The 26,447-nt window shown below is 68.0% G+C and carries 26 protein-coding genes and 2 pseudogenes; 14 read left to right on the top strand and 14 right to left on the bottom strand.

Translation table 11 applies throughout. The features are described from left to right. Positions 1-305 precede the first annotated feature (305 nt). From SM191_RS17000 to SM191_RS16985, 4 genes are read left to right on the top strand one after another with little or no spacing between them, the layout of a single operon-like run. The gene (locus tag SM191_RS17000; protein ID WP_341507220.1) at positions 306-539 is read left to right on the top strand and encodes a glutaredoxin domain-containing protein; all 234 of its coding nucleotides are present in this window, start codon (positions 306-308) and stop codon (positions 537-539) included. A 37-nt stretch (positions 540-576) separates the two neighbouring features. Beyond that, complete coding sequence (locus SM191_RS16995) at positions 577-1,071, top strand: TspO/MBR family protein (protein WP_341507219.1); 495 nt, start codon at positions 577-579, stop codon at positions 1,069-1,071. Next, on the top strand, positions 1,068-1,430 hold the full coding sequence (locus SM191_RS16990) for a DCC1-like thiol-disulfide oxidoreductase family protein (protein WP_341507218.1): 363 nt from the start codon (positions 1,068-1,070) through the stop codon (positions 1,428-1,430). Before SM191_RS16995 ends, SM191_RS16990 begins: the two co-directional genes overlap by 4 nt. Then, positions 1,427-1,921, top strand: coding sequence for a DUF427 domain-containing protein (locus SM191_RS16985; RefSeq protein WP_341507217.1), 495 nt, complete (start codon positions 1,427-1,429; stop codon positions 1,919-1,921). The genes SM191_RS16990 and SM191_RS16985 overlap by 4 nt, the downstream gene beginning before the upstream one ends. 22 nt (positions 1,922-1,943) lie before the next feature. Here SM191_RS16985 and SM191_RS16980 read toward each other — a convergent pair. The 3 genes and pseudogenes from SM191_RS16980 to SM191_RS16970 form a co-directional block, all read right to left on the bottom strand. After that, positions 1,944-2,924: pseudogene (locus tag SM191_RS16980) on the bottom strand (aldo/keto reductase). Positions 2,925-2,993: 69 nt separating this feature from the next. Further along, positions 2,994-3,293 carry a putative quinol monooxygenase gene (locus SM191_RS16975; protein ID WP_341507216.1) on the bottom strand — a complete coding sequence of 100 codons (300 nt, stop codon included), beginning with the start codon at positions 3,291-3,293 and terminating at the stop codon, positions 2,994-2,996. Then, entirely contained in the window at positions 3,286-4,317 is a 1,032-nt protein-coding gene (locus SM191_RS16970) for a zinc-binding alcohol dehydrogenase family protein (protein ID WP_341507215.1), read from the bottom strand. The genes SM191_RS16975 and SM191_RS16970 overlap by 8 nt, the downstream gene beginning before the upstream one ends. A gap of 99 nt (positions 4,318-4,416) precedes the next feature. Here SM191_RS16970 and SM191_RS16965 point away from each other — a divergent pair, with 99 nt between their 5' ends. After that, complete coding sequence (locus tag SM191_RS16965) at positions 4,417-4,764, top strand: winged helix-turn-helix transcriptional regulator (protein ID WP_198354597.1); 348 nt, start codon at positions 4,417-4,419, stop codon at positions 4,762-4,764. Positions 4,765-4,774: 10 nt separating this feature from the next. Here the strand turns inward: SM191_RS16965 and SM191_RS16960 are convergent, their stop codons facing one another. The 4 genes from SM191_RS16960 to SM191_RS16945 are packed head-to-tail and all read right to left on the bottom strand — an operon-like array spanning position 4,775 to position 10,771. After that, the gene (locus tag SM191_RS16960) at positions 4,775-5,032 is read right to left on the bottom strand and encodes a hypothetical protein (RefSeq protein WP_341507214.1); all 258 of its coding nucleotides are present in this window, start codon (positions 5,030-5,032) and stop codon (positions 4,775-4,777) included. Between the two features lie 6 nt (positions 5,033-5,038). Further along, complete coding sequence (locus tag SM191_RS16955) at positions 5,039-8,311, bottom strand: error-prone DNA polymerase (RefSeq protein ID WP_341507213.1); 3,273 nt, start codon at positions 8,309-8,311, stop codon at positions 5,039-5,041. Next, positions 8,311-10,092, bottom strand: coding sequence for a DNA polymerase Y family protein (locus tag SM191_RS16950; protein WP_341507212.1), 1,782 nt, complete (start codon positions 10,090-10,092; stop codon positions 8,311-8,313). The genes SM191_RS16955 and SM191_RS16950 overlap by 1 nt, the downstream gene beginning before the upstream one ends. Beyond that, a complete protein-coding gene (locus SM191_RS16945; protein ID WP_341507211.1) occupies positions 10,010-10,771 on the bottom strand; it encodes an ImuA family protein in 762 nt (253 codons plus the stop codon). Before SM191_RS16945 ends, SM191_RS16950 begins: the two co-directional genes overlap by 83 nt. A gap of 99 nt (positions 10,772-10,870) precedes the next feature. On the opposite strand from SM191_RS16945, the gene SM191_RS16940 reads away from it, so the two are divergent. The 3 genes from SM191_RS16940 to SM191_RS16930 are packed head-to-tail and all read left to right on the top strand — an operon-like array spanning position 10,871 to position 12,849. Further along, on the top strand, positions 10,871-11,227 hold the full coding sequence (locus SM191_RS16940) for a hypothetical protein (protein WP_341507210.1): 357 nt from the start codon (positions 10,871-10,873) through the stop codon (positions 11,225-11,227). Positions 11,228-11,239: 12 nt separating this feature from the next. After that, positions 11,240-11,866 carry an SOS response-associated peptidase family protein gene (locus tag SM191_RS16935; RefSeq protein ID WP_341507209.1) on the top strand — a complete coding sequence of 209 codons (627 nt, stop codon included), beginning with the start codon at positions 11,240-11,242 and terminating at the stop codon, positions 11,864-11,866. A 2-nt stretch (positions 11,867-11,868) separates the two neighbouring features. Further along, positions 11,869-12,849: an MBL fold metallo-hydrolase gene (locus SM191_RS16930; RefSeq protein WP_341507208.1), complete on the top strand. Its 981-nt coding sequence runs from the start codon at positions 11,869-11,871 to the stop codon at positions 12,847-12,849. Here SM191_RS16930 and SM191_RS16925 read toward each other — a convergent pair. Beyond that, positions 12,846-13,676 (bottom strand): aldo/keto reductase, encoded by an 831-nt coding sequence (locus SM191_RS16925; RefSeq protein ID WP_341507207.1) that lies wholly within the window; start codon positions 13,674-13,676, stop codon positions 12,846-12,848. The genes SM191_RS16930 and SM191_RS16925 overlap by 4 nt on opposite strands. A gap of 117 nt (positions 13,677-13,793) precedes the next feature. On the opposite strand from SM191_RS16925, the gene dinB reads away from it, so the two are divergent. Together dinB and SM191_RS16915 are read left to right on the top strand one after the other, a co-directional pair. Next, positions 13,794-14,876, top strand: coding sequence for a DNA polymerase IV (dinB, locus tag SM191_RS16920; protein ID WP_341507206.1), 1,083 nt, complete (start codon positions 13,794-13,796; stop codon positions 14,874-14,876). Continuing rightward, positions 14,876-15,160 carry a hypothetical protein gene (locus SM191_RS16915; protein ID WP_341507205.1) on the top strand — a complete coding sequence of 95 codons (285 nt, stop codon included), beginning with the start codon at positions 14,876-14,878 and terminating at the stop codon, positions 15,158-15,160. The genes dinB and SM191_RS16915 overlap by 1 nt, the downstream gene beginning before the upstream one ends. A 374-nt stretch (positions 15,161-15,534) precedes the next feature. On the opposite strand, the gene SM191_RS16910 is transcribed toward SM191_RS16915, so the two are convergent. From SM191_RS16910 to SM191_RS16900, 3 genes and pseudogenes are all read right to left on the bottom strand, one after another. Further along, entirely contained in the window at positions 15,535-16,008 is a 474-nt protein-coding gene (locus tag SM191_RS16910; RefSeq protein WP_341507221.1) for a hypothetical protein, read from the bottom strand. A 182-nt stretch (positions 16,009-16,190) separates the two neighbouring features. Continuing rightward, positions 16,191-16,379 (bottom strand): annotated as a pseudogene (locus SM191_RS16905) (DUF1348 family protein); the annotation flags it as partial. Next, on the bottom strand, positions 16,376-17,080 hold the full coding sequence (locus tag SM191_RS16900) for a DJ-1/PfpI family protein (protein WP_341507204.1): 705 nt from the start codon (positions 17,078-17,080) through the stop codon (positions 16,376-16,378). The gene SM191_RS16900 and the pseudogene SM191_RS16905, both read right to left, overlap by 4 nt. A 63-nt stretch (positions 17,081-17,143) precedes the next feature. Between SM191_RS16900 and SM191_RS16895 the strand changes: the two genes are divergently transcribed. Then, on the top strand, positions 17,144-18,106 hold the full coding sequence (locus SM191_RS16895) for a GlxA family transcriptional regulator (RefSeq protein ID WP_341507203.1): 963 nt from the start codon (positions 17,144-17,146) through the stop codon (positions 18,104-18,106). 44 nt (positions 18,107-18,150) lie between these two features. On the opposite strand, the gene SM191_RS16890 is transcribed toward SM191_RS16895, so the two are convergent. Continuing rightward, entirely contained in the window at positions 18,151-18,372 is a 222-nt protein-coding gene (locus SM191_RS16890) for a DUF6429 family protein (RefSeq protein ID WP_341507202.1), read from the bottom strand. Positions 18,373-18,609: 237 nt separating this feature from the next. Here SM191_RS16890 and SM191_RS16885 point away from each other — a divergent pair, with 237 nt between their 5' ends. Both SM191_RS16885 and SM191_RS16880 read left to right on the top strand, forming a co-directional pair. Continuing rightward, positions 18,610-18,891 carry a helix-turn-helix transcriptional regulator gene (locus tag SM191_RS16885; RefSeq protein ID WP_341507201.1) on the top strand — a complete coding sequence of 94 codons (282 nt, stop codon included), beginning with the start codon at positions 18,610-18,612 and terminating at the stop codon, positions 18,889-18,891. After that, positions 18,891-20,141 (top strand): type II toxin-antitoxin system HipA family toxin, encoded by a 1,251-nt coding sequence (locus SM191_RS16880; RefSeq protein ID WP_341507200.1) that lies wholly within the window; start codon positions 18,891-18,893, stop codon positions 20,139-20,141. Before SM191_RS16885 ends, SM191_RS16880 begins: the two co-directional genes overlap by 1 nt. A 350-nt stretch (positions 20,142-20,491) precedes the next feature. Here SM191_RS16880 and SM191_RS16875 read toward each other — a convergent pair whose 3' ends face one another. Further along, entirely contained in the window at positions 20,492-24,196 is a 3,705-nt protein-coding gene (locus tag SM191_RS16875; RefSeq protein ID WP_341507199.1) for an AAA family ATPase, read from the bottom strand. Beyond that, entirely contained in the window at positions 24,193-25,422 is a 1,230-nt protein-coding gene (locus tag SM191_RS16870) for an exonuclease SbcCD subunit D C-terminal domain-containing protein (RefSeq protein WP_341507198.1), read from the bottom strand. The genes SM191_RS16875 and SM191_RS16870 overlap by 4 nt, the downstream gene beginning before the upstream one ends. Positions 25,423-25,552: 130 nt before the next feature. Between SM191_RS16870 and SM191_RS16865 the strand changes: the two genes are divergently transcribed. Then, positions 25,553-26,314, top strand: a complete 762-nt coding sequence (locus tag SM191_RS16865) for a hypothetical protein (protein WP_341507197.1) — start codon at positions 25,553-25,555, stop codon at positions 26,312-26,314. Positions 26,315-26,447 lie beyond the last annotated feature (133 nt).

Here is a 26,447-nt window from a genome sequence, read left to right as displayed (position 1 = left end):
CGCGTCCGCATCGAACGCATCGCCATATCGTCGAGCATCCGCTGACGCAGCGCGGTGATGGGGGCTTGGGTCGGTGACGTCGTCATGACAGGGTTCCTCTTGTTGAAGGAACCCCATCGTCTGCCTCCGATGCCGCAGGGACAAACCTCAGCGCCGACCCGCTACCTCACCGCCAACACCACTGCCGCGCAGCGGCTTCGTGCTTTGGGTCACATGTACGTCGATGCGGAACGTCGCGCAGCCCTGGTCGCTTTGATTGCAAGGACGCTGAAGTCCGCGGAGATGTCGAAGTGGCGGAAACCAGAATGGCGACCCTCTATCGCATGGTGCTGCCTGAGCACACCTGTCCGTTCGGCGTCCGCGCCAAGCAGATGCTGGAGGCGGCCGGGTTCATGGTCGACGATCGCCTGCTGCAATCGCGTGAGGAGGTCGATGCCTTCAAGGTGGAGCAGGGCGTCGCCACCACGCCGCAGATCTTCATCGATGGCGAGCGGATCGGCGGCAGCGACGACCTCGAACGCTATTTCGAGCGGGCCTGAGCGGATGGATCGCCGGGACGCTGTTGCTGCGGGCGGATTGGCACGCGTTGCAGCGCTGGCGGCCGTCGGTGCGGTGCTTGGCGCGAGTGCCATCATCGGACGGCGCAACGCCCCGGACCCGTCGCACCCGGGCATTCGCCGCTGGTATCGGCGGCTGGACAAGCCCGGCTACACGCCACCCGATGCGGTGTTCGGCGCAGTCTGGCCGGTGCTGGAAACCGGTCTCGCGGTCGGCGGCTATCGCCTGTTGCGCCGCCCGGCCGGGGGCGTGCGAAACGTGGCTGTCGGCCTGTGGCTGGTCAACGCCGCGATGGTCGGCGGCTGGACGCAGCTCTTCTTCCGCGAAAAGCGGCTCGGTGCGAGCGCGGCCGCCTCGGGCGCGATGGTCGCGACTGGCGCCGCCTATGTCGCCGCGGCCGGGAAGGTCGACCGACCGGCGGCGGCCGTGGCGCTACCGTTCGTCGCCTGGCTCGGCTTCGCCACGCTCCTGGCCGAGCGGATCTGGCGCGACAATCCGGATGAGGGGAAATGACGCGGGTCACCGTCTGGCACGACGGCGCCTGTCCGCTCTGCCAGCGCGAGATCGCGGTGGTGCGACGGCTCGATAGGCGCGGCGCGATCACGTTCGTGGATGCGGCGGGCGGCGGCCCCTGTCCCGTCAGCCGGGCCGAGATGCTGGCGCGCTTCCACGCCCGCGAGGATGACGGTCCGCTGCTGTCCGGCGCGGCCGCCTTCGCCGCGATGTGGCGCGCGGTCCCGGCGCTGCGTCCGCTGGGCGAGCTGGCACGCAATCGCCTGATCTTGTCGGGGCTGGAACGCCTGTACCTTGGCTTCCTTCGCGTCCGGCCACGTCTGCAACGATGGCTGGCCTGGCGGGAGGCAAGGACATGAGGCCCCGGCCCGACACGCCGTCGCCGGGACAGGAGAGCGTGTGGCGCTATCCTCGCCCCGCCATCGCGGAATCCAGCGACCGGCGGATCCGCATCGAGCATCGTGGCGTCCTGGTCGCCGACACCGGCAAGGCCGTCCGGACGCTGGAGACCAGCCATCCGCCGAGCTGGTACCTGCCGCCCGCCGACCTGACGCCCGGTCTGCTGCGCCGCTCGGATCGGCGATCATTCTGCGAATGGAAGGGCGAGGCGGTCTATTGGCACCTGGTGGTTGGTGGCGAGGTGCTGCGCGACGTGGCGTGGAGCTACCCGGAGCCGACCCCGGCCTTTGCGATCCTGCGCGATCACATCGCCTTCTATGCCGGACCCCTCGACCGATGCACGGTGGATGGCGAGCCGGTGGTCGCGCAGCCCGGTGGCTTCTATGGCGGGTGGATCACGGCAGACTTGGCCGGACCGTTCAAGGGCGTGCCGGGCAGCATGGGGTGGTGAGGCGCTCCGCCGTCGGACGGCGCTACGAGAAGCCGACTACGGCGTGGGGGACATAGGGCGCTTCCAGCCGCGCGATCTCGTCGTCCGACAGCACAAGGTCAAGCGCGGCGATCGCGTCTTCAAGGTGTGTCGGCTTGGATGCGCCGACGATCGGCGCGGACACCTCCGGCTTGGCGAGTACCCAGGCGAGCGCGATCTGTGCGCGCGGAACACCACGCTCGCTCGCAACGGCCGCAACGGCCTCGACCACCTTGCGATCCGCCTCCGCCGTCGCCGCGTAAAGCGTGCGGCCGAACGCATCGGTGGCCGAGCGTTCGGTCGTCTCATCCCAGTCCCGGGTCAGCCGGCCGCGGGCGAGCGGGCTCCACGGAATCACCCCGATCCCCTCTGCGTCGCACAGCGGCAGCATTTCGCGCTCCTCTTCCCGGTAGAGGAGGTTGACGTAATTCTGCATGGTCGAGAAGCGCGTCCAGCCGTTCGCCTCGGCGACGTGGAGCATGGTCGCGAACTGCCAGGCAAACATCGACGACGCGCCGATATAGCGCGCCTTGCCCGCCTTCACGACGTCGTGCAGTGCCTCCAGCGTCTCCTCGATCGGCACCTCATGGTCGAAGCGATGGATCTAGTAGAGGTCGACATAGTCGGTGCCGAGCCGGGTCAGGCTGGCATCGATCTCGGTCATGATCGCCTTGCGGCTGAGGCCTGCGCCGTTCGGGCCGGGGCGCATCCGGCCATGGACCTTGGTCGCGATCACCACCTCGTCGCGGCGGGTGAACTCCTTCAGCGCGCGACCGACGATTTCTTCCGACGTGCCGTCCGAGTAGACGTTGGCGGTGTCGAAGAAGTTGATCCCGGCCTCCACCGCCTGACGCAAAAGCGGCCGACTCGCCTCCTCGCCGAGGGTCCAGGCGTGGTTGCCGCGATCCGGGATGCCATAGGTCATGCAGCCGAGGCACAGGCGCGACACGTCGAGGCCGGTGCTACCGAGTTTGATATAGTCCATGGATGGTCTCGCTTGTCCGTTCGGGAGCACAACGAACAGACTGCTCTCGCGTCGCAAGTGACGGAAAGTTCAGCCGATCCGGCGGAGTCGTTCGACGGCTGGCGGTTCGGCAAGCAATGCGTCGAAGCGGGCGGCAAGGCGGGTGAGGGCAGGGGCGCGGCCATGGGCATCGAGGGCGGCCTGATCCGCCCAGCTCTCCACCATCACGATCACGCCAGGCGTGTCGCGGCTCTCATGCGCGTCGTAGAGCAGGCAGCCCGGCTCCGCGCGCACTTCGTCCAGCATGTCGAGTAACGCGGTGGCCAGTTCCTCGGCCTTGCCGGGTCGCGGCACGAGGCGGGCGACGACGTGGACGATTTGGTCAGTCATGCCGGGGCTCCCATCCTTCCAGAACGATCTTGCCACGCGTGGTGGCGCTTTCGATGCGACGATGCGCCTCGGTGAGCGTTGCGGCGCTAATCGGTGACAGCGTCTCGGTAGCCGTGGTGCGGATGCGGCCAGCATCGACCAGTTCGGCGACCGTGTCGACTAACCGGCCCTGTTCGGCCATATCGGGCGTGTTGAACAGCGAGCGGGTGAACATCAGTTCCCAATGGACTGACACCGCCTTGCGCTTGAAGCCGACGATGTCGAGGCTGGCGGGATCGTCGATCAGCGCGAAGCGACCCTGCGGTGCGATCAGCTCGGCGATATCGGCCAGATGGCGATCCGTATGGGTGGTCGAGAAGACGAAGGCGGGGGCACCGATGCCCAGCGCCGCGATCTGCGGTGCCATCGGCTGGGAATGATCGAGCACATGATGCGCGCCGAGATCGCGCACCCAGCCTTGCGTCTCGGCGCGCGACGCGGTGGCGATCACGGTCAGGTCGGTGCGGGCACGCGCGATCTGGATCGCGGCCGAACCGACGCCGCCCGCGCCGCCAATGATCAGGATGGCGCGGGCGCCGCTCGCCGGCTGGTCGTCGACCTTCAGCCGGTCGAACAGCGTCTCCCAGGCGGTGATCGTGGTCAGCGGCAGGGCGGCCGCTTCGGCGACGCCGATGCTGCGCGGGCGATGGCCGACGATCCGCTCGTCGACCAGCTGATACTCGGCATTGCTGCCGTCCCGCATGAGGTCGCCTGCATAGAAGACCTCGTCGCCGATTTGGAAGCGGCTCACCTCCGACCCGACCGCCTCGACCAAACCCGCGGCGTCCCAGCCCAGGATACGTTCGGTGCGCCCATCGAACGGCGGGGCACTGGCGCGGACCTTGGCATCGACCGGGTTCACCGACACGGCCTGGACCTTGACGAGGATGTCGCGCCCGGTCGGTATGGGCTTCGGCAGTTCGACGTCGACAAGGGCGTCGGGTCGGTCGATCGGGCCCGGCTGGCGATAGGCGATGGCGCGCATGGGTCTTGCTCCGTCTGATGGCCTGGACGACATAGGAACAGTGTCGTTCCCTGTCGTAGGCACAAAAAACGCCCATAGTGTCGAAAAGGATACCGGTCGATGGCCAAGGCCCGTCACTCCCGCCTCGATTGCACGCCGGGCTGCGCCGTGGAAGCGGCGGTGAGCCTGATCGACGGCAAGTGGAAGGCGGTGATCCTCTTCCATCTGCAGGACGGGCCGACCCGCTTCAACGAATTGCGCCGCCGCGCCGGGGAGGTGACGCCGCGCATGTTGACCAACCAGCTGCGCGAACTCGAAGCAGACGGGCTGATCGAGCGCGAGGTCTTCGCGCAGGTGCCGCCCCGTGTGGAGTACAGGCTGTCGGAGCGAGGACGCTCGCTGTCGCCGATCATCGCCGCGTTGAAGGCCTGGGGCGACGCGAACATGGATTTATTCGCTCGGCGATGACGACGCATCGCTAGGAGGAATCGCCCCCGATCTGCCGGACGATGCCGTTTAGGGCAGCAGTGCAACCCTGCGCGCGACCGATGTCGTGGTCGGTCCCGGCCGAGTTCCAGAACATGTCGAGCGGCCAGCGTTCGGGACAATGCGCGATCAGGCAGCGCAGCGCGAGACGCACCTCGATCGTGTCGACCCTGCCCTTGCCCGACCGGGCAGCGGCCGCGCGCAGGATGTGGAGCGATAGCTCTATGATGATCCGCTGGTGGCGCGACATGGCGGGTCAATGGAAGTCGCGCGACTTGATCCGCACCACCTGCTCGGGGTCCAGGCCATTGGCGTGGGGTGGCCAGTAGCTGTCGCGCGGGCCAGGACGCCAACCGGCATCGCCGCGGTCGGGTGACCCGGCATGGCGCGCGCCGTCGCCCCGCCCGGTCGCATGAGGGAAGTCCATCTGTCCGACCTGGGCGAGCAGCCCGCCATGGTCGATGATCAGATCGCAGATGACGTGGATCACCAACCCCTCGCGCTGGACCCGGCCCTTCATGCCGATCATCGCCGCCGACATGACGGTGCGGCGCTGCGCCTCGAACCGGTCGGGCCAGAGGATGCCATTGGCGATGCCGGTCTCGTCCTCGATCGTGATGAACAGTACGCCCTTGGCGCTGCCGGGCTTCTGACGGACGAGGATGATCCCGGCGACCTCGACATGGCGGCCGTCCTTGATGTGGGCGAGGTCGGCGCAGCGGACGATGCCGCGCCGGGTGAGGTCCTGCCGCAGGAAGGCGAGGGGATGGGCGCGCAGCGACAATTGCAGCGCGCGGTAATCCTCCACCACTTCGCGGCCCTCGGTCAGCGGGCGCAAGGATACGTCGGGCTCCAGCCCCTCCGGGCTGAACGCGTGCCGCGCATCGGCGGCGACGAACAGGGGCAGGGGAGCCTCGCCAAGACCCTTGACCTTCCAGAGACCCTGGCGGCGATCCTCCCCGAGCGCATGGAAGGCATCCGCCTCGGCCAGCCGCTCGATCGCGGCGCGCGGGACGCCGGCGCGTCGCCATACCTCCTCGACCGTCTGGAAGGGCGCGTCCCCCCGCGCCGCGACGATCGCCGCGCCATGCGCGTTGGCGAGGCCGCGTACTTGGCGCAGTCCGAGCCGCACGGCGAGATAGCGGCCGGCGGTCGGCTCCAGCGTACAGTCCCAGCGGCTGGCGTTGATGCAGGCGGGCCGCACCTCGACGCCGTGCTCGCGCGCGTCGCGCACGACTTGGGCGGGGGCGTAGAAGCCCATGGGCTGGGCGTTGAGCAGCGCCGCGCAGAACACGTCGGGATGATGGTGCTTCATCCAGCAACTGGCGTACGCGATCTTGGCGAAGCTGGCGGCGTGGCTCTCCGGGAAGCCGTAGGAGCCGAAGCCCTCGATCTGCTTGAAGGTGCGTTCGGCGAAGTCGCGGGGATAGCCGCGCGACACCATGCCCTCGACGAGCTTGTCGTAGAAGTGGCTGACGCCGCCGGTGAACTTGAAGGTCGCCATGGCGCGGCGGAGCTGGTCGGCCTCGACCGCGGTGAAGCCCGCGCCGACGATCGCGACCTTCATCGCCTGTTCTTGGAACAGCGGCACGCCCAAGGTCTTCTCCAAGACCGCGCGTAGCTCGGGGCGGGGATAGTCGGGCTTCTCGCGCCCCTCGCGGCGGCGGAGGTATGGGTGTACCATGTCGCCCTGGATCGGGCCGGGCCGCACGATCGCGACCTCGATGACGAGGTCGTAGAAGCGCGCCGGCTTCATTCGCGGCAGCATGCTCATCTGCGCGCGGCTCTCGATCTGGAAAGTCCCGAGCGTGTCGGCCTTCTGGATCATCGCATAGACGTCCGGGTCATCGTCCTGCAGGTCGGCCATGCCGACGCGGATATTTTTGGTCTCCTCCAGCAGGTTGAAGGCGCGGTTCATGCAGCCCAGCATGCCGAGGCCGAGCACATCGACCTTCATGAACTTGAGCGCGTCGATATCGTCCTTGTCCCATTCGATCACCTGCCGGTCGACCATCGCCGCGGGCTCGATGGGGACGAGATCGTCGAGGCGGGTCTGGGTCAGCACGAAGCCGCCGGGATGCTGCGACAGATGACGCGGCACGCCGATTAGCTGGCGGGAGAGTTCCAGCGCGAGGCGCAGGCGCCGGTCATCCATGTTGAGGCCGAGCTGGGTGACCTGTTTCTCGCCGACGCCCTCCTGGCTCCAGCCCCAGACCAAGCCCGCTAGCGCCTTCGTCAGATCCTCGGGCAGGCCGAGCGCCTTGCCGACCTCGCGCATCGCTCCGCGCGCGCGGTAGCGGGTGACGACGGCCGTCAACGCGGCATGGTTGCGGCCGTAGGTGTCATAGATCCACTGGATAATCTCCTCGCGCCGCTCATGCTCGAAATCGACGTCGATGTCGGGCGGCTCGCGGCGTTCGCCGGAGACGAAGCGCTCGAACAGCAGTTCGTGCTTGATGGGGTCGATGCTGGTGATGCCCAGCACGAAGCAGACGCAGCTGTTCGCCGCCGAGCCACGTCCCTGGCAGAGGATGCCGCGGCGCCGGCTTTCCGCGACGATGCTGTTCACGGTGAGGAAGTAGGGCGCGTAACCGAGTTCGCCGATCAGCTTCAGTTCGTGCGCGATCTGGTCGCGATAGGCTTGCGGAAGGCCCTCGGGGAACATCCGTGCCGCGGCGGTCTCGGTCAACTGTTCGAGCGCACCCTGCGCGGTCAGCCCCTCGACAACACGCTCGTGCGGATATTGGTAACTGAGTTCGCCGAGGTCGAAGGTGCAGGCCCGCGCGATCGCGGCGGTGGCGGCGATCGCATCGGGGAAGGCGGCGAAGCGCCGCTCCATCTCGGCGGGGGATTTGAGGTGCCGGTCGGCATGGCGTTCGCGTCGGTAGCCGAGCGTATCGACCGTACACTTCTCGCGGATCGCGGTGACGACGTCCTGCAACAGCCGCGCCTCGGGAGCATGGTAGAGGATGTCGCCGAGCGCGACCGCGCGGACGCCCGCTTTCCCGGCGAGCGCGGCGAGATCGTGCAGCCGCAGCGCATCGTCGGGCCGGCGGCGGAAGGCGAGGCCGCAATAGCCGCGTGCGCCGAAGGTCGTGCGCAGTTCGGCGAGGCGCGCCGTGGTCACCGCATCCGCCTCGTCCGGCAGCAGGATTGCAACCAGCCCGTCGCTCCAAGCAACGACGTCCGACCAGCCGAGCGTGCAGCCGCCCTTGCCGGCGCGCGACTTGCCAAGGGTCAACAGCCGGGTCAGTCGCGACCAGGCGGGCTTGTCGGTGGGGTAGAGCAGCAGCGCCCGGCCATCGTCGAGGTCGACCCGCGCCCCCGCGATCATCCGCACGGCCGTGGCCTTCTGCGCCTCCCACCCGCGCACCAGCCCGGCGACACTGCCCCGGTCAACCATTCCGAGCGCGGTGTGGCCTTGCAGCGCGGCGGCGGCGAAGAGTTCGTCGGGGCTGGAGGCGCCGCGCAGGAACGAGAAATGGCTCGTCACCTGCAGCTCGACATAGGTCGTGGTGGGGGTGGTCATCAGCCGAACAGCCCGTGGAGGTACCAGCTGAGATCACCGGTCGCAGGCTCGACCCCGTCGCCGCGGCGGAACAGCCAGAAGCGCGCGCCGGTGTCGTCCTCGACCCGGAAATAGTCACGCACAGCCCAGACCTCGCCATCGCGCCGCCACCATTCGCCGTGGATGCGCTCGGGACCATCACCGGCGACCACGGCATGGACCCGCCCCCGCCAAGTGAAGCGGCGGGGCGGTGCGTCAGGAAGGAGCGCCAGCACGCCCACCAGCGGCTCGGGCCGGCGCAGCAGGCGGACGGGGCGCTTCCAAGCCGGCCAGCCGCTGGGGGCGGCGAGCGGTGATACGCGTTGCACGGCGCGCTCGGGCACGTCGCTCTCGACCGGTGCGGTCGTGAACAGTGCCTCCTCGCCGACCCGGCCGGCGATCTGATCGACCAGCAGCGCAGCGTCGGGCGGCGCATCGTCCCCCGCCAGAGTGGCGGCCAGCGTCGTCGCGCCGAGCGGATCGGTGCGCGGTGCGGCCAGCCACATCGCCTCGATCCCGTCGCCGGGGTCGATCCGCTCGATGCGCAGATGGAACAGCTGGGCGAGATGGCCTGCATCGCGGGTCGCGCGCGCGGTGCCGACGGACAGGTGCTGCGCGCTGCCGTCGATCCGCTCCAGCGTCAGGACCAACGCCCGCACGCCGCGTCCGCGCTCCAGCAATTGCCGGATCAGCGCAGCGAGCAGGTCGCCGATCACCTGCTCGATCGCCTCCGCCGTGCCGATCGGTTCGAGGAGGCGGAGCCGGGCGACGGGGACCTCATGCGGCACCACCGGCACGATCGGCTCAGCCACGCGCCCCAGCGCCTCGTCGAGACGGCGGAGGCTGGCCATGCCGAGCCGCCGGGCGAGCGGCCCGCGGGGCAGCGGCAAGAGGTCGGCGATCCGGTCGAGTCCGAAGCGGGTGGCGGCGGCGACAGCCTCGGGCGTCAGGCGGAGCGCGGCGGGGGGCAGGGGGGCGAGCGCCTGCGCTTCCTGCCCGCCGGGGACCAGGTGCACGACGTCGCGGCCGAAACGGGTCAGCGCATGGGCCGTGCCCGGTGTACTCGCCACCGCCACGCGCGCGGTCAGCCCGAAGCGCCGGCAGAAGCGGATCAGCCGGTGGCAGAAGCGGGCCTCGCCGCCGTGCAGGTGCGCGACGCCGGTTAGATCCAGCCAGAGGCCGTCCTCGCCGCTGACGCAGGCGGTCGGCGTCCAGTAGCGTACGGCGTGCAGAGCCAGATCGTCCAGCAGCGCCGCATCCGCCGCCCGATCGGCGGGACGGATGTCGAGATCCGGTATCAGCGCGCGGGCCTGCGTCACCGCCATGCCGGGGGTCAAGCCCAGCGCCATGGCGGCCGGGCAGGCGGCGGCGATGACCTGGCGCTGGCCGATCGCTTCGGCGAGGATCATCGGCACATGGTGCGTCGCCGGTGATGGCGCGGGCTGGCGCTGATCTGGTGCGACCGGTCGCTTGAAGGGGTGATCCGCTGCCTCGGACCGGCGACCCAATTCGCGCATCGGCGGGCGCTGGTGCAGTGGCAAGGCGGCCACCTGTTCCTCGACCGCGGCGCGCGTCGCCCCCTGCCGCGCCCAGCGCGCACCAGGACGCCAGCCGCCGCCCCGCGGCACCGAACAGGCGCCGGGGTCGTCGTCGACCGGCAGCATGGGCGCGGGCCTCGGCTCAGGCAGCGCGCGCGGCCGCTCCAGCCGCCGCAGTCGCTCGATCGCGAGATGCGGCAGGTAGAGCGAGGCGACCCGTGTCATCGCATGCCTCCAAGTCCATCGTGAAACCCGGGCGGCCGCGCTGGCGCGCTAGTTCAACCGTCCAGCGTCCTCGCCCGACGATGTGCGGGGAGATCGGCGCAGAGGGCGCGCAGGCGATCCGCCACCGGGTCATCGCCGCCGACAGTTCGGTCAGCGGGCACACGCCCTGTCGCCGCCAGCGGCGCGACAGCAGGGCAGGGGTGTTGCCTGTCATCGCCGCCAGTTGCAGCCGCCGCGTCGCCACCATGTCGGCGCGCTTCACTTCGCCGACCACCGCCGCGAGGCCACCATGGCGCAGGCCATCCTCCATGACGGCCAGTACGTCCTTGTCCTCGCGCACCTCGACGAAGAGCAGCGTCGCAGGGTGCAGCCCCGCCTGTTCGAGACCTGGCGCGTAGAGATCGAACCGGGTCAGCGCCCACAGCACACGGCGGCCGCTCCGCGCCGCCGCGCGTGCTGCGATGCCGACCGCGAACAGCGTGGCGGCCGCATCGTCGGTGAGTGTCGGCGTTGCCGAGGTCAGTTCATGGAGGCCGCCGAGCGCCAGCCCGCCACCCGTCAATCGGGCATCCATCGCTTTGATGCCGAAGGGCAGGACCTCGCCCTCGCCACCACGCACGGCGCCCACCACGTCGCGCAGACGCGTCAGGGCTTCGGGACAGGGGGCGGCGGAAGACATGATTGCTGCGACTCATTCGTTCGCTATATGTTCCGTTGATTCCGCTGCCCGGTCAAGGCGTTGCGGAAAGCGGATCGACGGTCGGATCGGGACAGGGTGGTGGCGGATCAGGGCAGTGGACATGGCAGGGCCGGGCCCGATCACGACCATATCGGCCGGCGTCTGCGCACGCTGGAGGAGTGTGCCCTCCACAAGCGGACGCTGCGCCTGACCTGCCCGGCATGCGATCACGTTCGCGTCCTCGACGCGGTGGCATTGTGGTGGCTGTTCCAGCGCCGCGGATGGGACGGGACGCTCGGGCTGGTGGGGCGACGGCTATGCTGCTCCGTCTGCCAGGCGGAGGGGCAGGTCCGGCGTCCGCGTCTGACGATCGGTCGCGACGCGCCGACGGGCGCGCCCTTGCCCTATCCGGATGCCGCGACGTGGAAGAGGCTTGTTTCGCGATACCGGTCGTGATCGAAGACGGGAATGTGTAACCTTTACAACATCAAAGTCGACCCCCGCAGCTATTTCGACGCGCTCGCTGCGGTCGATGATGCGGCTAACAGCCTGGCAGTCGAGAAGGATTACGCCGCCCCCGGCAAGCCTGGCTATGTCGTCCGGCTGGAGGGCGGTGAGCGCGTGCTGAGCACGATGCGCTGGGGCTTTCCGACGCGCAAGCCGCGCAAGCGGCCGGCGCGCGAAGGGGAACTGCCGTTCCTCTACGACTGGTGGACCAACGCGCGGAACATGCAGAGCAACATGTGGAAGCCATGGCTGCTGAAGGCGGAGCATCGCTGCCTGGTGCCGTTCACGCGCTTTGCCGAACCCAAGGCCGTCGCCGACCGGCAGGCACCCGGCGACACCAACTGGTGGTTCACCGTCGGCGATCAGGCGCTACCGTGCTTTGCCGGACTGTGGAAGGTCGACCAGGACCATGACCGGGTCTATGCCTTCTGCACGACCGAACCCAATCCGCTGGTCGCGCCCAAGCACCCCAAGGCAATGCCGGTCATCCTGCTCGCCGAGGACCAGGAGCGCTGGCTGACCGCCCCGGTTGAGGAAGCGCTGACGATGCTGAACGCCTATCCCTCGCAATTGATGAGCGTCGCCTGACCATGGCGCGCAACCCCTATTATGACGGACCGCCGAGCGATCACTTCGACGGTACGCGCTTCTTCAACCCGGGGCAGGCCAGCACCGACCGGGGCCTGCGCGCGATGCTGCGCTGGAAGCTGGCGGGCGGTGCCGCCAAGTGGCCGAAGTCGGTGCCGGTCACCCCTGCAAAGCCCGAGGCGCGCGTGGACGGCCTGTGCGTGACGATGGTGGGTCATGCGTCGCTGCTGATCCAGGCGGCAGGGGTGAACATCCTGACCGACCCGGTCTGGTCGGAGCGGGCCAGCCCGTTCCGCCGCGTCGGGCCGAAGCGGGTGACCGCGCCGGGGATCGCGTTTGAGGACCTGCCCCCGATCGACATCGTACTGCTCAGCCACGCGCATTACGACCATCTCGATATCGACACGCTGCGTCGCCTCCACGCCGCGCACGATCCGCTGATGGCGATGCCGTTCGGCAACGATGCGGTTGTCCGGGCGGGGGTGCCGGCGGCGCGCTGCGTGACCGGTGACTGGTGGGACCGGCTCGACCTCGGCGGCGGCATCGCGACGACGCTGACCCCCGCCAATCACTGGTCGAACCGCTGGCCGAGCGACACGCGCATGACGCTGTGGAGCGGGCATTATCTGAGCACGCCTGCCGGGACGATCTGGTTCGTCGGCGACACCGGCTATGGCGACGGGCGCATCTTTAGCGAGGTTCGTGAGCGCCTCGGCGCACCCGACCTGGCGCTGATCCCGATCGGCGCCTATGCTCCGCGATGGTTCATGGCCGCACAACATGTCGACCCGGCGGAGGCGGTGCGGATCTTCGCGGACGTTGGCGCAGGCCACGCGCTAGGCATCCATTGGGGCACCTTCCAGCTGACCGACGAAGCCCGCGAAGCGCCGGTCGCGGAACTGGCGACAGTGCTGGACGCGGCGCGCATCGCCCCAGACCACTTCGTCGCGGCGGAAGCGGGCAGCGTCTACCGATTCGGCTAAAGCATCTCCAAGGGCACGCGTCTCTTGGGGGGCGGAAATAGTTCATCGAGGCGAGCGAGGGCATCCGTATCGAGCGTCAGGTCGGCCGCTGCCCGATTATCCCGCACATGAGCGCTGCGCCCCGCCTTGGGGATGGCGATGACATCGTCCTGCGCCAGCAGCCAGGCCAGCGCCACCTGCGCCGGGGTCGCACCGAGTTCTTCGGAGAGCGTGCGTAATGCGGGATGAGCGACGAGGCGCCCTTGCTCGACCGGGCTGTAGGCCATGGTCGGAATGCCGCGCCCAGCAAGCCAAGGCAGCAGGTCGTGCTCGGGACCGCGCCGCGTCAGATTGTAAAGGATCTGGTCGGTCGCGCACGCCGCACCGCCGCTGGCGACCAGCTCCTCCATATCGTCGGTATCGAGATTGCTGACGCCCCAGCGTAAGATCTTGCCCGCCTCGACCAGCCGCTCCATCGCCTCCACGGTCTCGGCCAGCGGCACGCTGCCGCGCCAATGCAGCAGGTAGAGATCGAGCCGGTCGGTGCCGAGCCGCGCCAGACTGGCCTCGCACGCGCGGGGAAGGCGATCACGCGACGCATTCTGCGGATAGGCCTTGCTGACCAAGAAGATCTCGTCGCGCTGACCCGCGATCGCCTCGCCGACCAGCCGTTCGGACTCGCCATCGGCATACATCTCCGCGGTATCGATCAGCGTCAGGCCGAGATCGATACCCTCCCGCAAGGCGGCGATCTCCTCCACGCGTCGGCGGCGGTCCTCCGCCATCATCCAGGTGCCTTGGCCAAGCGCGGGGACGGCGGTCCCGTCGGGCAAGCGGATCATCTTCATGGCGGACCCAACGTCCGACGGAAGTTTCCGAGCCGTTGCCAGACGGTTGCGCACGATCCAGGTTTCAGCAACCGCCGCTTGTTCCCAATTCGTTCCGAATAGGCTAAGCCCGGCGGCATGGTCACGCGCAAGATCATCCACGTCGACATGGACGCCTTCTTCGCGTCGGTGGAGCAGCGCGATGATCCGACGCTTCGCGGCAAGCCGGTCGCGGTCGGCTCCGCCGCGGCGCGTGGCGTCGTCGCAGCGGCGAGCTATGAGGCGCGCACGTTCGGCGTACGGTCGGCCCTGCCGTCGGTCACGGCGCTGCGCCGCTGTCCCGACCTGATCTTCGTGCGGCCGCGATTCGACGTCTATCGCGATGTCTCTCGCCAGATCCATGCGGTCTTCGCGCGCTACACCGACCTGATCCAGCCGCTCTCGCTCGACGAGGCCTATCTCGACGTGACCGCCGACAAACAGGGGCTGGAAACGGCATGGCGCACCGCCAAGGCGATCCGCGCCGACATCCTTGCCGAGACGGGGCTGACCGCGTCGGCCGGCATTTCCTACAACAAGTTCCTCGCCAAGCTCGCCTCCGACCACCGCAAGCCCAATGGCCAGTTTGCGGTCACGCCCGAGATGGGCGGGGCCTGGGTCGAGACGCTGCCGGTCGACCGCTTCCATGGCGTCGGACCGGTCACGGCCGCGAAGATGAAGCGGCTCGGCATCGAGACGGGGGCCGATCTCAAGGCCAAGTCGCTGGCATTCCTCCAGCAGCATTTCGGCAGTTCCGCTGAATGGTACCACGCCATCGCGCGCGGGCAGGATGACCGACCGGTCAACCCCAACCGGGTCCGCAAGTCTTCCGGCTCGGAGACCACTTTCGACCGCGACCTAACCGAAGCAGCGGAAATCGAAGCCGGCGTGCTCAAGATGGCGGATGATGTCTGGGCATGGTGCGAAGGCCGTCAGGCGTTCGGCCGGACGGTCACGGTGAAGATCAAGTACGGCGACTTCCACCAGATCACGCGCCGACGCAGCCAGCCGATGGTCGTCGCGACGCGAGAGGCGCTGCACCGGGCGGCGCTCGACCTGATCCGATCGGTCCTGCCAACCCAGAAGGGCATTCGGCTGGTCGGCGTGACGGTATCCAACTTTGCCGAGGAGAGGGCCGGGGCGGCCGACGAACTGCCGATCTTCGTTGAGGCGGCGGCGTGATGCTCGACCTGTTCGATGCGCCCGCTTTGCCCGGCCTCACCACCCGCCATGATCTGATCAGCCTCACGGAAGAGCGGATGCTGGTCGATCGCATCGATGCGACCGATCTGACGCCATTCCGGTTCCAGGGCTGGACCCGCAGGCGGCTGATCACGTCGTTTGGATGGAGCTACGACTTCGAGGTCGGACGACCGAGGGAGGCGCTGCCGATGCCCGACTGGCTTCTTCCCATCCGCGAACGGGCGGCACAGTTTGCCCGGCTTCCGTCAGAGGATCTCATCTAGGCGCTTCTTATCCGCTACGACCTTGGTGCCGGGATCGGCTGGCATCGCGATCGGCCGATCTACGGCCATGTCTTTGGAATCTCACTCGGCGAGCCTGCGACTAAGCGCTTTCGTTTTCCCGCGCGGACGGGTTCGACCGCATATCGGTTCCACTCGATCCGCGCGGCGGCTACCACATGACCGGCCCTGCTCGGCACGACTGGGAACACAGCGTTGCACCGCTGACGGGCCCGCGCTGGTCGATCACGTTCCGGAGTCTGGTGGATCGGTCATGATGATCCGGGTGCGGATGGTATCTTCCCTCAGCGTGTCTCGATCGCTCCTGGGAGCATGCGCGCCGGCGTTGCCGCCGGCGCGAATTGAATCCCAACGGCTTACAAGCGTAGCTCGACGGCGGAGTAGTTGCTCGTTCGCTCGCTGCTGATCCCGCGGGCCCGGTTGATGAGCCGCTGGCGACCACGACGGATGCCGGGGCGCAGGTCAGCCTCGAGACACCCGAGTTTGAGAACCATTCCGCCGTTGGCGATGGCTTGGTAGCCGGTACGGTCGTCAGCGCCCACGAGCACGCACGGGCCCTGGGCACTCGATGCCCAAAGCTCACTGATTGGACAGATCATCACCGCATTCCGGCGTGACATGAAGAACTGAAAGCCGATCGGTCCATCTTCGATCCGATTGCCGAAGTGCAGGTACAGAGTATCCGACGCCGCTCGACGGACGAGTTCGGCGAACTTATCGAGCGCAACACCGGTGAGGTGAGGGCCGCCGAAAATGGCGAAATTGGTAGCTTGTGCGTCTGGGACCAGGAGGTCACGCGATGCGACGACGAACTGTGCGATGGTGGGCATGAGCGAAATATCCTTCTTTCTTTTCCTCTCTCCTCGGAGAGGCGACTTCCCTGCTCTTCGTTTTGAAAGCCCAGCCGGCGGCGGATGCGCCGGGAAGCGGACTTGCCTTGGAGGTCCGGAGGTGTGGTGGAGCGCTGCTGACGCGCAGAGCGATCGCGCCGCGTGGATGCAGCGCTGCGAAGGCGGCGGTGTCGGTAGCCGATGATCGCTGCTTGGCCGACGAGGAACTCGGCGCGGTTCCGCCATTCGCTATCCGGCGTATAGGCCAGGGCGACGGCAGCGGGATCGCGAACGTTCCAGGCATCCTCGGCGCGACGCACCTTCTCGATCGCGCCATCGAGGTCGAACGGCGGGAGCGGCGGCCGACTCATTGCAGGACACCCGCATCGGCAAGACGACCGGCGGCTTCGCGGGCTTCCGCCTCGCGCTGGTCCGCCAAGGTGTCGAAGCGCGTGCGGCAAGCGTGCAGCGCGTAGGGCGGGGCGGTGTCCGGGCTTCCCGCATCGAACGGCGGGGCAGGGGCATATTCCAGTCCGAGTTGGACGGTCTGGGCCAGTTCCGGTCCGCCGATCTCCGCCAGCACGACCAGCGCGAAGTCGATGCCCGCCGTCACGCCACCACCGGTGATAACGGGACCGTCGCGCACGACCCGCGCCTCCTCGACGACCGCCCCGAACAGCGGCAGCAGATGCTGCCACGCCCAATGACAGGTCGCTCGACGTCCCGTGAGCAGCCCGGCCGCACCGAGGATCAGCGAGCCGGTGCACACCGAGGTGACATAGCTTGCGCCCAGTCCCAGCCGCCGGACCTCGCCGACGAACGCGCGGTCGAGCGCCATGCCGGTCGCGTTGACCCCGCCGGGCACGCAGATCAGCTCGCAGGACGCGACATCGGCCAGCCGACGCGTGTCGGCGAAGACCAGCCCCTCGCTCGGGACGGCACCACCATCGGGACTGGCGACGATCACCTCGGCACCCGGCAAGCGCGACAGGAACTGGTGCGGTCCGGTGAAGTCGAGCTGGGTCATCCCCGGCCAGACGGCGAAGACGATGCGGAACGGCTGATCGGGCATCCTTGCACTCCCTTGAAGGCGTGGATGCGGCCATAGGCCGGAACGGTCATTGACGGGATGACAGTGATCCCTCACTTTCTGCCAATGGCGCGCGCGGTCGGCATCTTTCTTTATGATGGCTTCCAGTTGCTGGATGCGGCCGGGCCGATCTCGGCATTCGAGATCGCCGGCCGGATGGCGCCGGACGCGTACAGCCTGACGATCGTGTCGATCATGGGTGGCAAGGTTCGCAGTTCGTCAGGTGTGACGCTCGACAGCATAGCCGCCGAGAACGTGTCTGCGCTGGACACGATGGTGGTCGTGGGCGGGGAGGGCAGCCGGACCGCGATGCAGTGTTCCGACAGCCTCGACTATCTGCGCCGTGAGGCGGAGCAGGTCCGGCGGATGTGCAGCGTGTGTTCGGGCGCGTTCGTGCTGGCGGCGGCCGGAATGCTCGACGGACGGCGGGCGACGACGCACTGGCGACGTGCCGAGCAGTTGCGGCGACACTTCCCCGCCGTCCTGGTCGAACCAGACCATATCCATGTCCGGGACGGTGCGATCTGGACCTCGGCGGGGATCACCGCCGGCATCGACCTCGCGCTGGCACTGATCGCCGATGATCTGGGGGAAGCGGTCGCCCGCGCGGTCGCGCAGGAGATGGTGGTCTATTATCGCCGGCCCGGCGGGCAGTCGCAATTCTCGGCGCTCGCCGAATTGGGCGGCGATGCCACGACATTCTCCTCGTTGCTCGACTGGATGCGCGCGCATCTGGCGGAGCGGCTGACGGTGCAGGTGCTGGCGGACCACATGGCGATGAGCCCGCGCAACTTCGCGCGCGCCTTCATGCGCGAGGTCGGGGTCAGTCCGGCCAAGGCGGTCGAACGGTTGCGGCTGGAGGCGGCGCGCGAGCGGGTCGAACATTCCCGCGAGCCGATCGAGCGGATCGCTGCTGCGACGGGCTTCCACGATCCCGAGCGTATGCGCCGCGCCTTCGTCCGGCACTTCGGCCAGCCGCCGCAGGCGATGCGGCGGCTGCGCGCCTGACGGCCGATCAGTCGGGCTTGGTGAAGAGCCGCCGGAAGGCTTCCTCACATTGGCGGTGGCCCCTCCTCGGTCAGTGCGACCGACTTCGCCTTGCCGACAGGATCAAGGATCAGGCCTTTGTCATGCAGCCGATCGAGCGAGGACCAGTCGAACGACTTCCATGCCCGCCACGAAACGCCGGGCTGTTCACCGTGATGAAGGATCAGGTACATCAGCGCCAGGACCGCTTCATCGATCCGGTCGGTATCGACTGGTGGTTCAGCCATGATCGTGGTCCCCGGTAGGCTGAAAGAGATATGACCGCATGAGGTTTTGCCGGTCAATCCGATCTGCCGCATCGTGACGGAGTGGGCCAAAAAAGAGTCCGCCCATTAAGGTTGGGCGGCACCTCATGAATAGCATGTCTCATATTTGAGGCATTATGACTATCTATGAGGTATATTTGATGCTATCCACTCCGCATGGCGAAGCAGTCCCGATATGCCGAAAGCGCCCTCAGGCTGATGGCCGACACGCTCCGGACCGCCCGGACGGAGCAGCGCATATCGCAGGCGGACCTCGCTGAAAGGGCGGGAATATCCCGTTCGCTCCTCGCGCGAGTGGAGCGCGGCGAGCCGGGTTGCGCGATCGGCACCGTGTTCGAGCTGGCGGCGATCCTGAAGGTGCCACTGTTCGGTCTCGACGAACTGGAACTGGCACGTGAGGCGAACCGTGTGGCCGATCGGCTCGCATTGTTGCCTACCGCCGTCCATAGCCGCCGGGTTGCCGTGGACGATGACTTCTGATGGCTGTTCAGGCTTTCGTCTGGATTTGGCTGCCGGGGCAGACGGAACCGGTCGTGGCGGGCCGGATCTTCCGCGACGGCCAACGGCTGTCGTTCAATTATGGCCGCAGCTATTTGGCGCGTGGGGACGCGATCCCGCTGTACCTGCCGGAACTGCCGCTCGTCTCGGGCGCGATCACGCCCTTGCCCGGTCTGTCGATGCCCAGCAGCCTGCGCGACGCCGCACCGGATGCCTGGGGAAGGCGGGTCATTCTCAACCGGCTGCTGGGGCGGCAGGCACGGGACGTCGACGTCGATCGCATCGATGAACTCAGTTATCTGCTCGAGTCCGGGTCCGACCGGATCGGCGCGCTCGATTTCCAGGCCTCGGCGACGGACTATGTCCCCCGCGCTGCGATCGGCGCGACGCTGGACGAACTGATCCAGTCGGCTGCGCGGGTCGAAGCCGGCATCCAGCTGACGCCTGAACTCGATCGAGCGCTGCATCATGGCAGCTCGCTGGGCGGCGCACGGCCCAAGGCGTTGCTGACGGACGGAGCGACGAAATATGTCGCGAAATTCCCCGCTGCTGGCGATGTCCATGATGTCGTGAAGGCGGAATATGTCGCGATGCGGCTTGCCGCCGAGGCTGGGCTGGACGTCGCGCCGGTACGGCTGGTGCAGGCGCAGGGCAAGGACGTGCTGCTGGTCGAGCGCTTCGATCGTGTAGCCGTCGGCGAGGACTGGGCGCGCCGGGCGATGGTGTCGGCGCTGACGCTGCTTGAGCTCGACGAGATGATGGCGCGTTACGCCAGCTACGAGGTGCTGGCCGAGATCATCCGCCACCGTTTCGCTGCGCCGCGTGAGACGTTGCGGGAGTTGTTCGGCCGGCTGGTCTTCAACATCTTGTGCGGCAACACCGACGACCATGCGCGCAATCATGCGGCGTTCTGGGACGGCGCGTCGCTGTCGCTGACACCCGCCTATGACATTTGCCCGCAGGCTCGCGCGGGCGGCGAGGCGGGCCAGGCGATGCTGATCCATGGCGCGCGCCGCGACAGTCGACTGGCACTCTGCCTCGATGCGGCTGACGCCTTCCTGCTGACCCGCGAGGCTGCCGACGCCATCATCGACCGGCAGATCGCCATCATCGGCGCACGCTATGACGCCGTCTGCGACGAGGCTGGCCTTTCCGCTGTCGGACGCGACTTGATGCGCGGGCGGCAATTCCTCAATCCCTATGTCCTGCAGGATTATCGTGGCGCATATTAGGGCGGGCGCCCATCCGCCCGCCCAAGGCGGCGACGCCGCGACCAAGTCGACGCTGCTCTCCTCCTGAACCGCGTCGCGAAATCGATCGAGCATCCGTCTGGGGAATTCGCGCACCCATTCGACGGATCGGTGCCGGTCCAGAAGTGGCTACCATCGCCGCTCACCGCTCATCGCCGAACGAGGTCAGCAGGTAGGGTGGCGATCACGATCGTTGCCATGGATCGCTGAGCTTGCCGATATGCGATAGCGTTGCGGCGCGCTTTGGATCGACGGGTTTCTTCGTGTCGCTTGCCGGTGACGGTGCAGCCTTGACTGTTTCGGCAATCGGCGGAGCCGGAGCGGCGGCGACGTCACCCTTCGACGACCTCGATTGAACTGGTCCCGTTGGATGTCGGTGAAACCGCGATCTTCACGGCTATTCGCTCCTTCACATCGTCAATGTGGCTGATGACACCAACCCTGCGGCCCGTCGCGTGAAGGTGTTCCAGGACTCCGATCGCCTGCCCAAGGCTGGCGCTGTCCAGCGACCCGAAGCCCTCATCGATGAACAGGCTCTCGACGCGCAGTCCGCCACCGGTCGACATCTCGGACAAGCCCAGCGCCAGGGCGAGGCTCACGAGGAACCGCTCGCCGCCTGACAGGTTCGGCAGCCCCCGGACCTCGCCCGCCATGTCGTTGTCGATGACCTGCACGAGCATCTCGCTCTCGGGTGCGCGCTCCAGCGAATAGCGCGGTTTGAGTTCCGCCAGCCGCGCGTTCGCGTGCATCAGCAGCCGTTCGAGCGTCAGTCCCTGCGCATAGCGCCGGAAGCGATTGCCGGTCGCGTCGCCGATCAGCGCATCCAACGCGAACCACGGCTGCGCTTCGGTGCGCGCACCCTCGAGCGTACGACGGAGTTCGGCGGTCGCCGTTCGCGCCGTGTCATCCTGGCGAATGACTATCTCCGCCTCGGACAAGACCTCCCTCGCAGCCGCTTCCGCTAAGCAGGCGGCGTCTAGAGCCGGTTCGAGGTCGTTGACCGCGATCGCGGGCGCCTCGGTGCACATGTGAGCGTCACGGTCGGCGACGCGTGAGAGAAGGCCGGCCTCCGCCGCGACAACCGCGCGATCAAGCTGCGCCAAGGCCGCCTCCTCGGCGTCCAACTCGCCGGTCCCTGCCTCCGCGGCGACCTGCACCCGGGTCGGGTCAAGATCCTTCTCCGACAGCTCACGCAACAGCGTTTCGCGCCGGCGCCCGGCATCGGCTTCCTCTAGAGCGAGCTGGCCGACCGCCTCCTCCTGACGGGCCGCCGCGCCTGCGGCGTCAGTCCGTGCGCGCCCGAGCATCAGGCGCGCGTCCTCCCTCGCCGCCATGGCGGCGTCCACGGCATCGTCGAGGCGCTCGGCAACAGCTCCGACGCTCTCGCCGCCGAGCTTGGAAGCGCGCTCCGCGACGAAAGCGTTGCGCTCAGCCGACGTCGCCTTCTCCGCCTGTTCTGCATCGGCGAGCCGGGCGAGGTCCCGCTCCCTCACGACGTCCGCGCGATGCACCGCGTCGGTCAGTCCGGCCATGCCCGTCTCGATCTCAGCCAGATCGGAGCGTCGCGTCCGCCACTCCTCGACTAGGCGCTCCAGCGTCTCCAGCGGTGCGCGGTCGTCGCGCCAGGCGAAGTGCACGGACAGGCGTTCGTCGAGGTCGCGCTCTACCTGGCCGAGGCGTGACGTCGCTTCGGCGAGGCGCTCGGCGGTACCGGCCGCCTCGATCTCCAGATCGCGTAGTGCCCTCCCGGCCTCCTGCTCCGCGTCGCGCGCACCTTCGTTGGCGATCCGCGCCCCGTCGAGATCGCGCTGCGCCGACTGCGCGGCCTCGCGCGCCGCCGCCAGCCGGTCGCGCCGCGCATCGAGCGCGGCGAGGCGTTCCGAGACGAGCGACCTCACCTCCGTCACGTCATTCTCGATGCCGCACGCGGCGAGCACGGCTTCGAGCGCCGAGCCCGCGTCGGCGAGTACCACCTCGGCATCGGCAATCGTAGCTGATCCGCCCTCAACTACCCGGGCCGTCGCGGCCAACCGCGACCGGTCGCTCTCCATACGGTCGGTGAGCACCGCGCGTTCGGCGTCGAGCGCGCCGATCGAGGCGCCGAGTTCCGCGACGCGGGCCGCATCGGCGGCGGCACGGCCGTCGATCAGGCCCGCGAGCGCCGCGACCGCGTGATCCACAGCACCGCAGACCGGACATGGTTCGCCGTCGACGAGCGTCTCGCGCAGACGCGCGGCCGCGTTGTCGGAGGCTGCAGCTGAAAGCGCACCGGCTCGTGCGGCCTCCTCTTGCCGCTCGCGAAGGGCCGGCAGCTCGGCCTCGATCACGTCGAGCCGGTTGCCGGAGGTCGAGATGGCCTGCTCGAGCCGTGCGAGCTCAATGCGGTTGGCGGCGAGCGCCGCCGACTCCCTGCCGATGTCCGCCGTCGCGCGCTCAAACGTGAGCATGCGGGGCTCGATCGCCAGCAAAGCGTTGCGCATCACTTCGATCTCGTTCGCCTCGCCGGCGGCGGGGATCGCCCCTTCCGCATCGCGAGAGGCAGATTCCGCCGCTGCCAGCGCGTCGCGCGCTGCGGCCGCCGCCGTCGCCGTCTGGTCTCTCGTCTCACGCGCGGCTTCGATGAGTCCACCTACCGACACCCGCGCCGCGTCGAGGCCGGCAACGCGTTCTGCGAGAGCGGCCCGATCGGTAATATCGGCCTTCAGATCGTCGACCCGGCTGAACAGGGCTTCACGCGCCTGATTCCCGTCCAGCCACTCAGCGAGCGCGTCGCGACGCCCGCTCGCCACGTTCCGCTGAGCGGTCACCGACGCATGCGCACCTGCACTCACCGCGGCCTGGGCGCTCGCCGCTGCCCGCGCGTCGGCCAGCGGCACGAGCTTGCCTTCGGCGTCGGCAAGCTGGCGATCTAGCGCCTGGGCCGTTTCAAGTTCGGGTCGAAGGCGATCGCGCTCCGCCGCGGCTTCGGCCAAGCCGCGCACGGCATCGGCCTCGGCGATTGTAGCGATGGCCGTGCGCGCGCGCGTGTCGTCGGCCTCTGCCGTCAGCACCTCGATCCTCGCCCTCGTCTCGGCGACCTTGGCGTCCGCGTCGGCCGACGCCCGCCAGGTCGGGACCGCGGAATGGGCCAGCCGCTTTCGCGCCAAGTCGAGACGGCGCGGTTCGGCCTCGGACCTGCGCTCGACCGAAGCCGCCCGCTCGCCGTCGGCAACCTCCACGAGACGCGCCAGCTCTCCGGCGCGGACATGCCAGTCGCGGTCGCGCGCCCGCGCGGCGAGATCGCCGGCCGCCGCGCCGTGAAGCCGCCGGGCCTCGGCGAGGCTCTCCTCGGCCACCGCCCGCGCTATGTCGTCAAGGCCGTTCTGCGCGGAGATGCGCACCTCAATCGCGGTGATCCCCTGGCGCAGTGAATCGGCCCGAAGGCGCGCGGCGGCACCGAGGCGGGCATATAGCTGGGTGCCCGTCAGCTTCTCGAGCAGTTCGGCACGAGTGTTGGCGTCGGCGTCGATGAAGGCGTTGAACTCGCCCTGCGCCAGCATCACCGCCCGTCCGAACTGATGGGCGGTGAGCCCAATCAGACGGCGGATCTCGGCCTGCGTCTCGGTTCGGGTGCCGCCCATCGCGTCGCCCGTATCGAGGTTGACCAGGGTCTGGACGACTTGTTGGAGCGCGCCGTCGGGCCGCCCACGCGCGCGCCGGACTGACCACCGGGCACGGTAACGGCTACCGTCGAGGCCGACGAAGTCGACCTCCGCGAAACCCTCGCCGGCGCGGTGCCGCAGCAGCGCACGTGGATCGCTCGACGTCAGCATCTCGCCGCCAGACGTGCCGACGTGGCCGGACGACACGGAGCCGAGGCGCGGTACGTCGTTGAAGAGCGCAAGGCAGACCGCGTCGAGGAGGGTCGACTTCCCCGCGCCGGTCGGCCCGGTGATCGCGAATATGCCCGCGGAGGCCAGCGGCTCCGCGTCGAAGTCCACTTCGAACTCGCCGGCGAGGCTGGTCAGGTCCTTGCCCCTGATCGCGAGTATCTTCACGGTTGGTCCTCCGATTGGACAGCGACCACTAGCTCGGCGAACGCTCGGGCCAGCGCCTCGTCAGGCTCGCCACCATGGCGGTCGGCGTGCAGCGACGCGAAGACGGCGGCCGGCTCGAGCTCGTCGAGCGTCTCGCCCCGGTCCAGCCGGTCGCGGACGGCCGCCTCCGGGAAGACCGAGCGGACGCGGGTCAGCCTGACAGGCTTGCCCGCAAGCGCGGCATGGACACGCGCGGAAACGCCCGGCTGCGGTCTGTCGAGAAGGACCGACACCTCGACGAACGGACGACTGCCGGGCGTGGCGGGGTCGCCGAAGTCGAAGGCGGCGAGCGAAAGCTCGAGCTCGTCGAGCGGGAGCGGGTCGCCGACCGGTAACGACAGGAACGAGGCGAGGCGGGGTATCTCGACGATGTCGAGCGTGACCCCCTCGGGACCGACGTCGACGACGCTGATCGAGTGGCGATAGTCCCGCTCCGCGACCGACAGTGGGAGAGGAGAGCCAGCGTAGCGGATCACCGTTCCACCGGAGATGTTCTGCGGCCGATGAAGGTGGCCGAGGGCGACATACGCGGCGCGGGCGTCGAACAGCGTCGAGGCCTGCGCCTCCTCACCACCGATCACGACCCTTCGCTCGGAATCGATTGACACATCGCCGCCTGAGACATGCAGGTGACCGGTGAGGACAACGGGGAGACCCTGCGCCCGATCGACTGCCGCAGCAGTGACCTCGGCGTAGAGAGCCGCGAGGTCGCCCCGACCAAGATCACCCGGCCGGCAGAACGGTATCGCGGCGAGGACCGCAGCCGGCTCGCCGTCGTGCCCGGCCAGTGTCGTGAAGAGTGCATCGACATCCAGCTCACCTTGCCGACGGGAAACCTGTCCGACCAAGTGGACGCGACCGCGCCCGAGCAGGGCGCCGGGGAGGTTGATGCGTGCCGCTGAATCGTGGTTCCCACCCAGGATGACGATCTGCAACCGGGGGCACCGTGCGAGTGCATCTCGCAGGAAGCCATAGAACCGGGCCATCGCCGTCACCGGCGGGTTGGCGACGTCGTAGATGTCGCCCGTTACGACCAGAGCGTCGGCGTCGAGCTCGACCAGCCGTTCGAGCAACCAGGCGAGGAAAGCATCGTGCTCTTCTTCGCGGCCGTGGCCGTGAAGCTCTTGGCCAATATGCCAATCGGATGTGTGGACGAGACGCACTCTGGCGGATGAAGCCTTTACCATGTGATCACGCTATAGCGTCTGAAACCGAAAGTGCAGTCTCTCCTAGTCGTCCACGGTAACGAAATGAGCACCGATAAGTCACTAGTCATGGCGAATCGGGGTAGGCCCGCCAGGATAGAAAGGATGCGCCTTGAACGAGACGCTGGTGACGCTCTCCCGTCAGAACACTCCGTATGTCTACTTGGCCTTCAGCGAGGAAGCCAATCGTCGAGCTGCCAGTATAGGTCAGCACTATGTAGCCAAGATCGGCCATGCGGGGGGAAGTGCAGACGCCTGCCTCGATCGCGAAGCCGCGCTGAGCATGGGCTTTCACAAGGGAGCGCTGACGGAAACACCGGAAAGGTGGCAACGGCTGAGCGGAGCGTTGCTCGGCGCGACTGACTGGACGTTTGAGGTAGAGGCACTCGTCGATACCCTTCCATGGGCAAGGAAGGTTGAAAAGGATTTAAGGAAGGCTTGGCGTGAACTAGGCTCCGAACCGTTCGACATCGAAGCGGGCCGTGCGCTCGTCGAGCCGAGCTTGGCTACCAACGGCCTGACCGAAGTCGTGCGGCTTTCCACGTTATGGATGTCGCAAAATATCGAGGAATATGACACCCTGATTTCAGAATGCGGCGGGGACACGATCGCGACGCCGGTGCTTCGACTCGTGCGTGACGTGATGCATATGCTGGTGGTGAAGATTCTGCCCGATCTCGGAGCGAAGAACGCGCCCATGGTTAAGGTTCCGACATTGATAGCGACGATGGTGGAGGACGCGCGAGGAACTGTCAGACTCGGCGAACGGGGTCCGCGCTTGCGGCTGAAGGCCGAGCAGATCGGAGAGAGACGATCTAGGGCTGAGACTCAATTAGAGCCAGAAGGCGAGCGCTGCTGCGATGGCGACGCTTGAGAGTAAGTTGAGGGCGAGTTTGTCGCAGAGGGTGGCTGACGTGACCCCCGTTTCTTCATCCAACTGGAAGTAGAGACCGTCTCCTTAAAGGGACGGACGGAATGAAGCGGAAGCAGTTTTCGGAAGAGCAGAT

It is taken from the genome of Sphingomonas sp. 2378, assembly GCF_038084995.1.
GTDB lineage: Bacteria > Pseudomonadota > Alphaproteobacteria > Sphingomonadales > Sphingomonadaceae > Sphingomonas.
This window is presented reverse-complemented; position numbering and strand designations above follow the sequence as displayed.

What these genes read in the sequence shown, in the direction of transcription:
- SM191_RS16970 (WP_341507215.1), bottom strand. Translation starts at nt 4,317, where the DNA reads ATGCGCGCCATCGCCTATCGCCAGCCGGGCCCGATCGACCGACCCGAC.
- SM191_RS16950 (WP_341507212.1), bottom strand. Translation starts at nt 10,092, where the DNA reads ATGACACGGGTCGCCTCGCTCTACCTGCCGCATCTCGCGATCGAGCGA.
- SM191_RS16955 (WP_341507213.1), bottom strand. Translation starts at nt 8,311, where the DNA reads ATGACCACCCCCACCACGACCTATGTCGAGCTGCAGGTGACGAGCCAT.
- dinB (WP_341507206.1), top strand. Translation starts at nt 13,794, where the DNA reads ATGGTCACGCGCAAGATCATCCACGTCGACATGGACGCCTTCTTCGCG.
- SM191_RS16960 (WP_341507214.1), bottom strand. Translation starts at nt 5,032, where the DNA reads ATGTCGCGCCACCAGCGGATCATCATAGAGCTATCGCTCCACATCCTG.
- SM191_RS16990 (WP_341507218.1), top strand. Translation starts at nt 1,068, where the DNA reads ATGACGCGGGTCACCGTCTGGCACGACGGCGCCTGTCCGCTCTGCCAG.
- SM191_RS17000 (WP_341507220.1), top strand. Translation starts at nt 306, where the DNA reads ATGGCGACCCTCTATCGCATGGTGCTGCCTGAGCACACCTGTCCGTTC.
- SM191_RS16870 (WP_341507198.1), bottom strand. Translation starts at nt 25,422, where the DNA reads ATGGTAAAGGCTTCATCCGCCAGAGTGCGTCTCGTCCACACATCCGAT.
- SM191_RS16965 (WP_198354597.1), top strand. Translation starts at nt 4,417, where the DNA reads ATGGCCAAGGCCCGTCACTCCCGCCTCGATTGCACGCCGGGCTGCGCC.
- SM191_RS16925 (WP_341507207.1), bottom strand. Translation starts at nt 13,676, where the DNA reads ATGAAGATGATCCGCTTGCCCGACGGGACCGCCGTCCCCGCGCTTGGC.
- SM191_RS16935 (WP_341507209.1), top strand. Translation starts at nt 11,240, where the DNA reads ATGTGTAACCTTTACAACATCAAAGTCGACCCCCGCAGCTATTTCGAC.
- SM191_RS16885 (WP_341507201.1), top strand. Translation starts at nt 18,610, where the DNA reads ATGGCCGACACGCTCCGGACCGCCCGGACGGAGCAGCGCATATCGCAG.
- SM191_RS16880 (WP_341507200.1), top strand. Translation starts at nt 18,891, where the DNA reads ATGGCTGTTCAGGCTTTCGTCTGGATTTGGCTGCCGGGGCAGACGGAA.
- SM191_RS16910 (WP_341507221.1), bottom strand. Translation starts at nt 16,008, where the DNA reads ATGCCCACCATCGCACAGTTCGTCGTCGCATCGCGTGACCTCCTGGTC.
- SM191_RS16945 (WP_341507211.1), bottom strand. Translation starts at nt 10,771, where the DNA reads ATGTCTTCCGCCGCCCCCTGTCCCGAAGCCCTGACGCGTCTGCGCGAC.
- SM191_RS16985 (WP_341507217.1), top strand. Translation starts at nt 1,427, where the DNA reads ATGAGGCCCCGGCCCGACACGCCGTCGCCGGGACAGGAGAGCGTGTGG.
- SM191_RS16890 (WP_341507202.1), bottom strand. Translation starts at nt 18,372, where the DNA reads ATGGCTGAACCACCAGTCGATACCGACCGGATCGATGAAGCGGTCCTG.
- SM191_RS16900 (WP_341507204.1), bottom strand. Translation starts at nt 17,080, where the DNA reads ATGCCCGATCAGCCGTTCCGCATCGTCTTCGCCGTCTGGCCGGGGATG.
- SM191_RS16930 (WP_341507208.1), top strand. Translation starts at nt 11,869, where the DNA reads ATGGCGCGCAACCCCTATTATGACGGACCGCCGAGCGATCACTTCGAC.
- SM191_RS16975 (WP_341507216.1), bottom strand. Translation starts at nt 3,293, where the DNA reads ATGACTGACCAAATCGTCCACGTCGTCGCCCGCCTCGTGCCGCGACCC.
- SM191_RS16915 (WP_341507205.1), top strand. Translation starts at nt 14,876, where the DNA reads ATGCTCGACCTGTTCGATGCGCCCGCTTTGCCCGGCCTCACCACCCGC.